Origin of the sequence: Enterococcus sp. 10F3_DIV0382, assembly GCF_002140245.1 — a bacterium.
Lineage (GTDB): Bacteria > Bacillota > Bacilli > Lactobacillales > Enterococcaceae > Enterococcus_B > Enterococcus_B lactis.
Genome location: NZ_NGMF01000001.1, coordinates 310,007 through 322,364, shown reverse-complemented (window position 1 = coordinate 322,364; position 12,358 = coordinate 310,007). Strand labels below are relative to the sequence as shown.

Here is a 12,358-nt window from a genome sequence, read left to right as displayed (position 1 = left end):
CTAAAATAGTGAGGAAAGCACGAAGCTCAAACTAAAAAAAGGTGGATGCAAAGATGAATTTAAAACAATTAGCTGGCATTGAAGCCGCGAAATTCGTAAAGGACGGGATGATCGTTGGTCTCGGGACCGGTTCAACCGCCTATTATATGGTAGAAGAGATTGGTCGCCGCATGCGTGAAGAAGGATTACGTATCACAGGAGTCACTACTTCAAATGCGACAAAAGAACAAGCGGAAAAATTAGGAATACCGCTAAAGAGTATCGACGAAGTCCCAGTAGTCGATCTGACGATAGATGGTGCTGATGAAATCAGTGCTGATTTTCAAGGAATAAAAGGCGGCGGTGCTGCTTTGCTTTTCGAGAAAATAGTTGCTACGTACTCAAAAGAAACGATTTGGATCGTTGATTCTTCTAAATTAGTCCATAAACTCGGGAAGTTCCCACTCCCAGTTGAAGTCATCCCTTATGGCTCCCAACAGCTACTTCATATTTTTGACGAAAAAGGATTCCAACCTGTTTTGCGTACAGACGAAAACGGCGAAGTCCTAACCACAGATGGTGGTCATTATATCATTGATCTGCATCTAGAAGTTATTGAACAACCAGAAAGTTTAGCTACCTATTTAGATGAACTTGTTGGGGTAGTCGAACATGGACTTTTCCTAAATATGGTTTCAAAAGTTGTTGTTGGCTCAGAAAAAGGTGTTGAGATTCTTGATGCCATCCGCCATAAATAAAGAAAAACTGCTTGATCATCCAATAAAAAAAGACAGCGGAAAATTTGCGAAAAAACTATCTTTTTGACGTACTTTATGCTACATTTTTACTGTTATATCCAGTTAGAAAATCACTGCTAGAAAGGAATCACCATGAAAATTATTGGTTATGCACGCACAACCATAAATGATGTTGATTTAACAACTCAGGTTGAACAATTATCTGACTTTGGTTGTCAAGAAATTTTCCATGAGACATATGAAGTGGAACAAAACGATGCTACTGCTGTTCATTTGGAATCAGTGATTGCTGACATGCAGCAAGGCGATGCACTAGTCGTCTGCCAACTTCATCGATTGGGCAAATCTACACGGCAATTAACAGAACTTACGCAATTATTCAAAGACCGCGGGCTGCACTTGATTAGCATTGATGAAGGAATCGATACGCGCGAAATGGGAAAAATCTATTTCCAATTGATGGAAAACCTAGCAAACATGGAGTGCGCATTGATCAAAGAACGTACATTAGTTGGATTAGATGAAGCTCGTAAAAAAGGAAAAATCGGCGGAAGACCAAAAATTGATGCAAAAACGATCAAAAAAATCCGGCGTCTCTATTATGAAAAAAAAGAAACAATCCAATTTATTTCTTCAAAATGCGGTGTTTCAGTTGGAACATGTTATAAATATATCAATTTGCCTGAAAAAGAAATCGAGCAATTATGCATCTAATGCCTAAAAACGAACAGTGCTTTCGCAGCTGTTCGTTTTTTTATCTTCTCTACTCGTTTTCTCATAGAATCTTATCCAATTTTTCGATGGAAATCTCTTCCAAAAAATTGTACAATAAAACAGAACTGAAATTTTCAGAAATATAAACCTATCTTAAAGGAGAGCTAAACATGCCAAAATTAGTTTTTTCTCGTCACGGTCTTAGTGAATGGAATGCATTGAACCAATTTACTGGTTGGGCTGATGTAAACCTAGCACCAGAAGGAATCGAAGAAGCAAAAGAAGGCGGACGCAAAATCAAAGAAGCTGGAATCGAATTTGATGTTGCCTATACTTCTGTTTTAACTCGTGCAATCAAAACATGTAACTTGATTTTAGAATATTCAGATCAACTTTGGGTACCACAAATCAAATCATGGCGCTTGAACGAACGTCACTATGGTAAATTACAAGGTTTGAACAAAAAAGAAACAGCTGAAAAATACGGCGACGAACAAGTACACATCTGGCGTCGTTCTTACGATACTCTTCCTCCATTAATGGAAGAAACTGACGAAGGTTCTGCAGCAAACGACCGTCGTTACGCAATGTTAGACAAACGCGATATTCCTGGTGGCGAAAACTTGAAAGTAACATTAGAACGTGCTTTGCCATTCTGGCAAGATGAAATTGCTCCAGCATTACTAGACAACAAAACTGTTTTAGTAGCTGCACACGGTAACTCATTACGCGCTCTAGCTAAACATATCGAAGGTATCTCTGACGAAGACATCATGGATCTTGAAATCCCAACAGGTCAACCACTTGTTTATGAATTAAATGATGACTTAACAGTAGCTAAAAAATACTACCTATAATAGATACTCTATTGTAAGTAAGACAGCCCTCTCACCTCCTATTATTGTAAGAGATGAAGGGGCTGTTTTTTTAGATATTGGAAGACGGTAGTCTTGGCTATCTAATACGAATGACATCAATTTACATAATAACTATATGATTATAATAGTAAGTACTGTTTGAATAAATAAAAAATTAAGAGAGAAGGCGTAGCATTGAGAGAAAAAAGAATGTCTGACAAACATTCAGATGTGGAGCGAACATTTTTTGTAGAAACTTATTTAAATTTCATTCTTTTATCCTGTTTCTAAGAGGAAGTTTCATTTGTATGAGCTATCACCACAACTCTCCATCTTTTTTTATGTTGCTAATAAATGAAATTTAGATAGAAGTCAACCTCATAAAACTATTTATTTTATCATTTTTTTCTAATAATAAATGTTACATAGAAAAAAGCGTTTACACGACCGTTATTTTCTCGGTTATGATTAATTTGTGAGATACAGACAGATTACACGGCTGCATCTTACAAACAAAATCAAAAAATAAAAATAGAGAGCGAGGAGATACAAGATGATCAAAAATAATTTAAAAACAGTGATGGCAGCAGGTATGGTATTTTTAAGTTTAGGAGGATCCGTTTCGACATTCGCAACAAGTCTATCAACAACTGACTTCGTTAGTACAAGTAAGCAGGCCATTGAGCAACAATTGTATATCCATAATGGTGACTTTAATGACGGGTTTGATCATTGGATCGCTAGTGGCCAAGAGCCAAATAATCCCACACTGCAAACCGTTAATGGAAATAACTTTGCTTTAGCAAGAGATGGTGAAAATGTTCATCAATACGTGACATTAAAACCAAGTACCACGTATACATTTAGTTATGATGTTGCAGCAAGCGAATCAGCACCAGGACGTGTTGAATTAGGGATCATGAATCATGATGTCGGTTTTGATGTATTAGAGCGCAGTGAACATAATAATGAGAACTGGGAACGTGGTAAACTTACTTTTACGACTCCAGACGATGAAAATACATACCTTATACGATTTGCTTCTACATGGAATGGTTGGGCGAAATATGACAATATCCAAGTGGAAACAGGCGTAACAGAAACAAACTTGTTGTCTGCAGGGCGAGAAGGCTCTCGAGCATTTGCTTATTTAACATTGACACCTGAACGTTTTTACAGTCAAGAAAGATTGGTCGTTTACATTGATGGAAGATATCATTTTGAAACATTTGACGGCAGAACATTCTATAGCTTTACAAGAATAGTTGATGGTAACATTCAAATACGTCGAGCATTTCCTGGAAAAGCAGGACAGCGAGTAGAAGTATATCGCCTACCAGGACGTCCTGGATCAAGCACCTCACTTGAGCACGCTGTATTATTCGAAACACTTATTATTGATGCAGACTTGATTTAAGTTGAATTTTTCATTCTTCAAGCATCATCACATGAGCAATTGAATGATTAAGGTATTCATTTAGACGAAGCCACCAACAGGAGATGACCCATTTGTCATCTCCTGTTGGTGGCCTAGTTCGGAACAGAAAGAGCGTAACTCGCTTCTTTCTGTTCTTTTTTATTTGATTAAGATTGTGCCATTCGTCTGCAATTTAAAAGGAATGTCGATTCACATTTTAGACATTCAAATGGTTGACTTTAGGAGGACTCTCGAAGTAACTAAAGCAACGGTTGTCATTGTTTTCAGGTTATGTAAGACAGTTTCTGCAAAAAATGTGACTGCCTAATTTCTATTAATAGAAGTTTAGGCAGTCACACTTTCTTGCTATTTAGCTATTACTTTACCCTTGAATCGCCGTTTCCAATCCTACTTCGATCATTTCATTGAACGTCGATTGACGTTCTGCAGCTGTTGTTTCTTCCCCAGTAATCAAATGGTCGCTAACGGTCATCAAACTTAATGTCTGCACATGGTATTTCGCGCCTAAGTAATAAAGAGCCGCTGCTTCCATTTCCACTCCTAAGACGCCAAGTTCAGCTAATTGGAATGTCTCTGTCAGATCATCTTTGTAGAAAGAATCTTCCGAAAGGACATTTCCTACATGAACCGTATAGCCCTTTTCTTTCGCTATCTCATATGCTTTCAGTAATAGATTGAAATCACTGATTGGTGGAAAGTGAAAGGCTTGGAAATTTTTTTCGATCATCGAAGAGCTGGTTGCTGCGCCTTGCGCTAGTACCAAATCACGAACATGGACATCTTTTGACAATGCCCCGCATGTACCTACTCGGATCAATTTCTTTACGCCATATGACTGGATCAATTCATGGGCATAGATGGTGGCTGATGGCATCCCCATCCCTGTTCCTTGAACAGAAATACGTTCTCCTTTATATTTGCCGGTAAAGCCTAGCATACCACGGACCTGATTGTAGCAAACTGGTTCTTCAAAAAAAGTCTCCGCAATATATTTAGCTCGTAAAGGATCGCCTGGAAGTAAAATCTTATCGGCAATCTCGCCTTCTTTCGCTTCGATATGCACACTCATTTTGTTGCTCCTCCTATTACAATAATGTCAATGTTTCTTTAACCAATGCTTTAAAAGATTGTTTGACTCTCTGAGTTGTTTCTACAACTTCTTCATGGCTCAGATTCGCTTGCATACCTGCTGCTAAGTTGGTAATGCAAGAAATTCCTAACACTTTTAATCCGCTGTGAGCTGCTACGATGACTTCTGGAACAGTCGACATCCCTACTGCATCGGCCCCTATTGTTCGAGACATCCGAATCTCAGCAGGCGTTTCATAAGTTGGTCCAGAGTAGCCCATATATACGCCTTCTTTAAGATCCAAACCTAGTTTTTCTGCTGCTGCTTTTGCTGTTGCTTGATAGTCAGGCGTATATGCTTGACTCATATCTGGAAATCTAGGGCCCATTTCATCTTCATTCGGACCGATCAAAGGATTTTCACCAGTAAAATTGATGTGATCGGTAATCAGCATCAAATCTCCTGGTACAAAGGATTCGTTGACACCGCCACATGCGTTGGTCACAATGACTGAATGGGCACCTAGTCCGGCCATCACACGTACTGGATAGGTCACTGTTTGCATGGAATGACCTTCATAGTAGTGGAATCTTCCTTGCATGGCTAACACTTTCTTACCTGCTAGAGATCCGTAAACCAGCTGTCCTGCATGTCCAACTACTGTCGAAACAGGAAAGAACGGGATCTCATCATAAGAAATCATTACAGCATCTTCGATTTCATCTGCTAATTCACCTAATCCTGAACCTAGGATCAAACCAAAATCAATTTCTTTTACTCCTTTATCAAGGATAAACTGGGTCGTTTCTTGTAACATCTCACTTAACTTGGTCATTTGCTTTCTCCTATTTTAAAAAGATTATTTTAATAATTTTAAGAAGCTTTCGCCATTTTCAGTCGAAGAAACACTAAAGTTCTCAGCAATCGTTGCGGAGATATCGGAATAATATCCTTGAGGCAACGCCCCTTGTTCTTTCATTTTTTTACTGTAAGCCAATAACGGTACATATTCTCGTGTATGATCGGTACCAGTAAATGTCGGATCGTTTCCGTGATCGGCTGTAATCATTAGCAAGTCGTCTTCTTCCATCGCTTCAAGCAATTCTGGGATCCGCAAGTCAAATTCTTCAATCGCATGCGCATAACCGACTACATCCCGGCGATGACCGTATAATGCATCAAAATCTACTAAATTGGTAAAGCTGATACCTGTAAACTCTTTTTTCATAACGTTCAGCAACTGGTCGACGCCATCCATATTACTTTTCGTGCGGACAGATTCAGTGATTCCTTGTCCATTGAAAATATCGTTGATCTTTCCTACAGCAATCACATCTTTTCCTGCTTCTTTCAAAGAATCAAGGACGGTGTGTCCGAATGGATTCAACGCATAATCATGACGATTGCTTGTTCGTGTGAAGTCTCCTGGTTCTCCCACATATGGACGTGCAATGATTCGACCAATCATGTACGGGTCATCTTTTGTTATATCACGAACGAATTGGCAAATCCGGTATAGTTCTTCTAAAGGAATGATTTCTTCATGTGCCGCGATCTGAAGGACAGGATCGGCAGAAGTATATACGATTAAATCACCTGTCTTCATTTGGTATTCACCGTAATCGTCAATAACAGCCGTTCCGCTATATGGTTTGTTGCATACGACTTTACGGCCAGAAAACTCTTCGATTTGTTTGATCAGATCATCAGGGAATCCGTTCGGAAACACACGAAACGGCGTCTTGATATTCAATCCCATGATTTCCCAATGGCCTGTCATCGTATCTTTCCCTACAGAAACTTCTTCTAATTTCGTCGCATAGCCTTGATGATCTTTCACTGATTCCACACCTTCAAGAGGCCGAATCGTTCCCAAACCAAGCTGCTCTAAATGCGGAATATTCAATCCTGCTTCTTTTGCAATGTGTCCTAATGTATCAGAACCAACGTCACCGAACTTCTCGGCATCTGGTGCTTCTCCAATTCCTACTGAATCCATGACGATTAGATGTACGCGTTTAAACATGATTATTCCTTCTTTCTTTTTATTTTTATTACCTTTAAAACAAAAAGGGCGAGACGAAAAACACTTCCCGTAACCCACCCTTTTTATTCGCTAAAAGATTATTTTGATTTGATATAGTTCTTCCCGTTTGCTTTTGGTCCAGAAGCTTTCCCTAAGAAAACAACCAACACAATGATTGTCAGCAGATATGGAGCAATTTGCAGCAATACTGGTGGAATCGAAGAAATAACTGGTAATTGTGCACCGATGATACTCAAGCTTTGTGCAAAACCAAAGAACAGTGAGGCACCCATTGCGCCTAAAGGATTCCATTTACCAAAGATCATAGCAGCCATGGAGATGAACCCTTGTCCAACGATCGTACCAGCTGAAAAGTTACCGGAAATCGACTGAGCAAAAACAGCACCGCCCATACCGCCTAACAAGCCTGAAATCAGCACGCCTGAATAACGCATAGCATATACATTGATACCTAATGTATCGGCAGCTTGAGGGTTTTCACCAACTGAACGGAGGCGTAAGCCGAATTTCGTCTTAAAGATGATCACCCAAGCAATGACAGCAATCAAAATTGCACAATAAGCAGGCAAGAATGTATTTTTGAAGAAAATTGGTCCAATGACCGGAATATCTGCTAAACCTGGGAAAGAGAAATATCCCAGATTCTGCGTGATGTTATCTGTTTGACCTTTCCCATACCATGCTTTGATCAAGAAAACACCTAAAGCTGGTGCCATCAGATTGATCACTGTACCGCTGATAATATGGTCAGCACGCAAGCTGACTGTTGCTACTGCGTGGATCAAAGAAAATAGGATACCTACGACGCCACCCACTAAAATAGCGATCCATGGCGTCATGGAACCAAGTGAGGGGCTCATCGTCAAGTTGAAAACGATGGAACTAAAAGCACCCATGACCATGATTCCTTCTAACCCTACATTTACAATCCCGCTGCGTTCAGAAAACGTTCCGCCTAGTGATGTTAGAATTAACGGTGTTGAATAAACCAGTGTTGAAGTAAGAATCAAGGCAATTAATTCGATAGTCGACATTATAGTTCGCCTCCTTCATGGTTTTGATTCGTTGGCTTCGCTTCGATTGTCGCAACGATTTCTTCTTGTTTTTTTCCTTGGAAGAACTTAGCCATGACGAAACGAATCAAGAAATTGATCCCAACAAAGAAGATAATCAGAGCAATCGATACATTGACGATCTCAAACGGAACACCAGCTCCTGTCTGCATGCCAAGTCCGCCGATCTTCAAAATACTGAACAAAATCGCTGATAAAAGAATACCGATTGCTGATCCAGATCCAAGTAAGGAAACAGCCATCCCATCAAATCCAATAGATAGTGAAGTCGTTTGAACGAAGAAGTTTTGATACGTTCCTAATCCTTCAACCACACCGCCAAGCCCTGCCAAAGCGCCAGAAATGACCATCGACAAAACGATCGTACGTTTACTACTCATCCCTGCATACTCAGAAGCAAAAGGATTCAAACCAACGGAACGGATCTCAAATCCTAAAGTCGTTTTCTTCATCAATAGCCAAACAAAAATAAGCGCGATGATGGCTAAAAACAAACCTGAGTTTACGCGAGAGCCGCCAAAAGCTTGTGTTAACCAAGGTAACCGCAACGATGCATTTTGACTGATCATATTGGAAGAGTCCAAACTTGATCGGTAGCTTTCAGGCATCACTTCATGTAAAGCAAATGTGCTTACGTATAATAAGATATAGTTCATCATGATCGTTACGATCACTTCACTTGTTCCAAAAAATGCTCGTAGCAACCCAGGAACAGCCGCTGCCATCGCACCTGCTAAGGCACCTAGGATCACACACAATGGAAGCAAAACGACTTTTGGAAGATCTGGAAAAGCAAGTGCCACCCAGACACTGACGATCCATCCGCAAAGTGCTTGTCCAGAAAGCCCGATATTGAAGAACCCAGCTGAGTTAGCTACAGAAAACCCTAATGCTGTAAAAATCAACGGCGTTGCTTGCCTTAATGTTTCACCGATTCCTCTTTGCGAACCAAGAGCTGCATCTAACATAGAAGAATAACCTTGGATGGGCTGAAAACCAAAAGCAGCCATCAATATCGCGCCTAAGATTAATCCTAAAACAACTGAAAGTACAGGCACTAATAAATTACGGAATTTCTCGCTGCGATCATTCATGTGCGCCAGCCCCCTTTTCTAACTCTTTTCGTGCTTCTTCTAAGGTATAGCCCGCCATCAATAGACCTAATTCATTTTCAGATGTTTCTTTCGGATCAACGATCCCGACGATTTCTCCTTCATGGATAACAGCAATACGATCCGAAACATTTAAAATTTCTTCTAATTCGAAACTAATCAATAACACTGCTTTGTATTTGTCCCTTTGTTCGATCAGACGTTTATGAATAAATTCGATCGCACCTACATCCAGTCCACGAGTTGGATTTGCAACGATCAACAGATCAGGATCTCGGTCGACTTCCCGAGCGATGATTGCTTTTTGCTGATTTCCGCCTGATAAAGCTTTTGCAGGAACAAGTTCATTCGTTGTTCGAACATCATATTCTTCGATCAATTCTCTGGCATGTTCATTTATCACTGAATAATTCAGCATACCGTTTTTACTGTAAGGTTTTTGATGGTACGTTTGTAGGGCAATGTTTTCAGACAATGTCATATCTAGGACTAACCCATATTTATGACGGTCTTCTGGCACATGTCCTACACCATGTTCAGTGATCTTTCGAGGTTTTTTATTGGTGATGTCTTCCCCTTTTAGCTTGATATGTCCGCTTTCTGCCTTTCGCAAACCAGTTAAAGCTTGGATCAACTCCGACTGCCCATTTCCATCGATTCCAGCGATACCAAGTACTTCGCCAGCACGAACTTCTAAGTTCAAGTTTTTCACGGCTTCTAATCCACGATTTTCTTTCACCACTAGATTTTCAATAGACAAAACGACTTCTTGAGGCTTCGCTTCTTTTTTCAACGTTTTGAATGAAACCGTTCTTCCGACCATCATATCAGCTAATTGCTGTGAGGTAACGTCTTTAACGTTGACTGTACCGATTCCTTTTCCACGGCGGATAACTGTACAACGGTCAGCTACTGCTTTGATTTCATCTAACTTATGCGTAATCAAAATGATTGACTTGCCTTCTTTGACTAATTCCTTCATGATCACGATTAATTCATCAATTTCCTGAGGGGTCAATACAGCTGTCGGCTCATCAAAAATCAGTACATCTGCTCCTCGGTAAAGTGTTTTTAAAATTTCTACCCGTTGTTCCATCCCAACTGAAATATCACGAACATAAGCATCTGGGTTGACTGATAATCCATATTGTTCAGAAACTTTTTGAATCTCTTTTCGCGCTTTTTTATGGTCAAGCATCCCTGCACGACTAGGTTCGCTTCCCAACACGATGTTTTCTGTTACAGTAAAGGCATCAACAAGCATAAAGTGCTGATGGACCATCCCAATCCCTAATTGATTGGCTTTTGTCGGGCTTGTGATTTGTACTTCTTTCCCATGCATCAAAATTTTTCCTGATGTCGGCTCTAATAATCCGGAAAGCACGTTCATCAATGTAGATTTGCCAGCACCGTTTTCTCCAAGCAACGCATGAATCTCTCCTGCCTTTACTTGTAAATTGATGTTGTCATTTGCCTTGAATGTTCCAAATTCTTTGGTAATATTCTGCATTTCTATGACAATATTTTCTTGAACCACCTTTTTTTCACATCCTAACGATTTCTATCTAGGGCAACGATTGACTAAGATTCACGCTTAGCGAGCGTTCTTCTTTTGAAACAAACATTACTTCAGGGAATTGTTCCCTTATCCAAACTGTCTCAAGGCAGCTTGGATAAATGAACAATTCTTGTTCTAATCAAACCATAGCCTTGTCAAACATGTGTCTAACAAGGCTATAGAAATGGTTTTAATTTTCTTCAGGAGTTTCTGGAACTTTTACGTCACCTGAAATGATTTTTTCTTTTGCTTCATCCACTGCTTTTTTCGCTTCGTCAGAAAGTTGTCCTTCTGTTAGACCAACACCGTCTTCTTTCAATCCATAAACAGTGTGTTCACCACCAGGGAATTTACCGTCAGCTGATTTTTGTGCCAAATCTTCTACTACTGTTCCTACTGCTTTCAGTGTAGATGTCAATGTGAAGTTTTTCTTTTCGCCGTTCAATGTGTATTCGCCTTCGTCTGATTGGTCGCGGTCAACACCGATAACCCAAACTTTTTTGTCGCCTGATTCGTTCAATGATTTTGCTTCTTGGAATACACCATTACCTGTACCACCTGAAGCATGGAAGATGATATCTGCATTTTGTGCATACATACCTTGAGCAATTGAACGTCCTTTATCTGGAGCAGAGAAGTCACCAGCATATTGGTTCAATACTTTGATTTCTTTTCCTAGTTCTTTCGCACCTGCATCAACACCGGCTTTGAATCCAGCATCAAAACGATCGATTACTTCACCTTTTACGCCGCCGATAAAGCCGACTACGTTCGTTTCAGTCGTGTAAGCTGCTGCAATCCCTGCAAGATAAGAAGCTTCGTTGTCTTTGAATGTAGCAGATACAACGTTATCTAATCCGTCAATCACATCATCGATGATAACGAAGTTCGTACCTGTATTGTTCATTGCTTGTTCTTGGATCGCTGGTTTTAGTTTATAACCAATACCAAAAATCGTTTTGAATCCAGCATTCAATGCTTGGTCGATATTTGGGATATAATCTGATTCGTTTGAAGATTGGAAGTATTGGAAGCCATCATTGCCTCGTGAAAGACCTTGATCTTTCCCCCATTTTTGTAATCCTTCCCAAGCTGACTGGTTGAATGAACGGTCGTCTACACCACCTGTATCTGTGATCAATGCTGCAGTTGTTGTGTCTGATGAGCTTTTGCCACCGGATGAATCAGTAGAGCCGTTGTTGCCGCATGCACCTAAAAATAACCCTGCTGCTAGTGCGACAGCACCTAAACCAAATAATTTTGCTTTTTTCATTTCTGTAAAGCCTCCTAAAATAATTGTTTTATTTTTCAACAGTCAGCTGACTGAATGAACATGAGTTATAGATCTTTTTCAGTAAATGCATAAGGCAGTAGTTCTCGAACGGTCGTTGCCTTCGTCACACCATTGTCTCCCACTAGCGTAACCGGCATATCAGGAGCACAGAACTCTGCCATTACTTGCCGACATGCACCACATGGAGAAATAGGATCCGGGGTGTGCCCTGCTACGACTAAATGGGTAAACGATCTTTCTCCTTCTGATACGGCTTTGAAGAAAGCTGTGCGCTCGGCACAATTCGTTAATCCAAATGATGCATTCTCGATGTTGATACCTTGATAAATCTTGCCTGATTCTGTTACGAGACAAGCACCTACCGGAAAATGGGAATAAGGAACGTATGCTTTATCTAACGCTTCAATAGCTATGTTGATCCATTCTTGTTTGAGTTCTGCCATGAGTTTCTCCTTTGAA

12 protein-coding genes are annotated in these 12,358 nt (G+C 40.1%); 4 read left to right on the top strand and 8 right to left on the bottom strand.

Annotated elements, in window-relative coordinates; genetic code table 11:
- The first annotated feature begins 53 nt into the window (after nt 1–53).
- The 4 genes from rpiA to A5849_RS01550 all read left to right on the top strand — a co-directional run bounded on the left by rpiA (nt 54) and on the right by A5849_RS01550 (nt 3,725).
- On the top strand, nt 54–737 hold the full coding sequence (rpiA, locus tag A5849_RS01565; RefSeq protein WP_002309842.1) for a ribose-5-phosphate isomerase RpiA: 684 nt from the start codon (nt 54–56) through the stop codon (nt 735–737).
- Between the two features lie 132 nt (nt 738–869).
- A complete protein-coding gene (locus A5849_RS01560; RefSeq protein WP_002290435.1) occupies nt 870–1,451 on the top strand; it encodes a recombinase family protein in 582 nt (193 codons plus the stop codon).
- A 170-nt stretch (nt 1,452–1,621) separates the two neighbouring features.
- A complete protein-coding gene (gpmA, locus tag A5849_RS01555; protein ID WP_002294321.1) occupies nt 1,622–2,308 on the top strand; it encodes a 2,3-diphosphoglycerate-dependent phosphoglycerate mutase in 687 nt (228 codons plus the stop codon).
- 553 nt (nt 2,309–2,861) lie between these two features.
- A complete protein-coding gene (locus tag A5849_RS01550) occupies nt 2,862–3,725 on the top strand; it encodes a carbohydrate binding domain-containing protein (RefSeq protein WP_002313938.1) in 864 nt (287 codons plus the stop codon).
- A 382-nt stretch (nt 3,726–4,107) separates the two neighbouring features.
- On the opposite strand, the gene deoD is transcribed toward A5849_RS01550, so the two are convergent.
- The 8 genes from deoD to A5849_RS01510 form a co-directional block, all read right to left on the bottom strand.
- A complete protein-coding gene (gene deoD, locus A5849_RS01545; protein WP_002309845.1) occupies nt 4,108–4,815 on the bottom strand; it encodes a purine-nucleoside phosphorylase in 708 nt (235 codons plus the stop codon).
- A 16-nt stretch (nt 4,816–4,831) separates the two neighbouring features.
- Nucleotides 4,832–5,650, bottom strand: a complete 819-nt coding sequence (locus A5849_RS01540) for a purine-nucleoside phosphorylase (protein WP_002291120.1) — start codon at nt 5,648–5,650, stop codon at nt 4,832–4,834.
- 24 nt (nt 5,651–5,674) lie between these two features.
- Nucleotides 5,675–6,841: a phosphopentomutase gene (gene deoB / locus A5849_RS01535; RefSeq protein ID WP_025478061.1), complete on the bottom strand. Its 1,167-nt coding sequence runs from the start codon at nt 6,839–6,841 to the stop codon at nt 5,675–5,677.
- Between the two features lie 98 nt (nt 6,842–6,939).
- Nucleotides 6,940–7,896 carry an ABC transporter permease gene (locus A5849_RS01530; protein ID WP_002309847.1) on the bottom strand — a complete coding sequence of 319 codons (957 nt, stop codon included), beginning with the start codon at nt 7,894–7,896 and terminating at the stop codon, nt 6,940–6,942.
- Nucleotides 7,896–9,029 (bottom strand): ABC transporter permease, encoded by a 1,134-nt coding sequence (locus tag A5849_RS01525; RefSeq protein ID WP_002291115.1) that lies wholly within the window; start codon nt 9,027–9,029, stop codon nt 7,896–7,898. The genes A5849_RS01530 and A5849_RS01525 overlap by 1 nt, the downstream gene beginning before the upstream one ends.
- The gene (locus A5849_RS01520) at nt 9,022–10,584 is read right to left on the bottom strand and encodes an ABC transporter ATP-binding protein (protein WP_086309916.1); all 1,563 of its coding nucleotides are present in this window, start codon (nt 10,582–10,584) and stop codon (nt 9,022–9,024) included. Before A5849_RS01520 ends, A5849_RS01525 begins: the two co-directional genes overlap by 8 nt.
- Nucleotides 10,585–10,795: 211 nt before the next feature.
- Nucleotides 10,796–11,878 (bottom strand): BMP family protein, encoded by a 1,083-nt coding sequence (locus A5849_RS01515; RefSeq protein WP_086309915.1) that lies wholly within the window; start codon nt 11,876–11,878, stop codon nt 10,796–10,798.
- A 65-nt stretch (nt 11,879–11,943) separates the two neighbouring features.
- The gene (locus tag A5849_RS01510) at nt 11,944–12,342 is read right to left on the bottom strand and encodes a cytidine deaminase (RefSeq protein WP_002309848.1); all 399 of its coding nucleotides are present in this window, start codon (nt 12,340–12,342) and stop codon (nt 11,944–11,946) included.
- Nucleotides 12,343–12,358: the final 16 nt, after the last annotated feature.

What these genes read in the sequence shown, in the direction of transcription:
- A5849_RS01525 (WP_002291115.1), bottom strand. Translation starts at nt 9,029, where the DNA reads ATGAATGATCGCAGCGAGAAATTCCGTAATTTATTAGTGCCTGTACTT.
- A5849_RS01560 (WP_002290435.1), top strand. Translation starts at nt 870, where the DNA reads ATGAAAATTATTGGTTATGCACGCACAACCATAAATGATGTTGATTTA.
- A5849_RS01510 (WP_002309848.1), bottom strand. Translation starts at nt 12,342, where the DNA reads ATGGCAGAACTCAAACAAGAATGGATCAACATAGCTATTGAAGCGTTA.
- A5849_RS01515 (WP_086309915.1), bottom strand. Translation starts at nt 11,878, where the DNA reads ATGAAAAAAGCAAAATTATTTGGTTTAGGTGCTGTCGCACTAGCAGCA.
- A5849_RS01540 (WP_002291120.1), bottom strand. Translation starts at nt 5,650, where the DNA reads ATGACCAAGTTAAGTGAGATGTTACAAGAAACGACCCAGTTTATCCTT.
- A5849_RS01530 (WP_002309847.1), bottom strand. Translation starts at nt 7,896, where the DNA reads ATGTCGACTATCGAATTAATTGCCTTGATTCTTACTTCAACACTGGTT.
- gpmA (WP_002294321.1), top strand. Translation starts at nt 1,622, where the DNA reads ATGCCAAAATTAGTTTTTTCTCGTCACGGTCTTAGTGAATGGAATGCA.
- deoD (WP_002309845.1), bottom strand. Translation starts at nt 4,815, where the DNA reads ATGAGTGTGCATATCGAAGCGAAAGAAGGCGAGATTGCCGATAAGATT.
- rpiA (WP_002309842.1), top strand. Translation starts at nt 54, where the DNA reads ATGAATTTAAAACAATTAGCTGGCATTGAAGCCGCGAAATTCGTAAAG.
- deoB (WP_025478061.1), bottom strand. Translation starts at nt 6,841, where the DNA reads ATGTTTAAACGCGTACATCTAATCGTCATGGATTCAGTAGGAATTGGA.
- A5849_RS01550 (WP_002313938.1), top strand. Translation starts at nt 2,862, where the DNA reads ATGATCAAAAATAATTTAAAAACAGTGATGGCAGCAGGTATGGTATTT.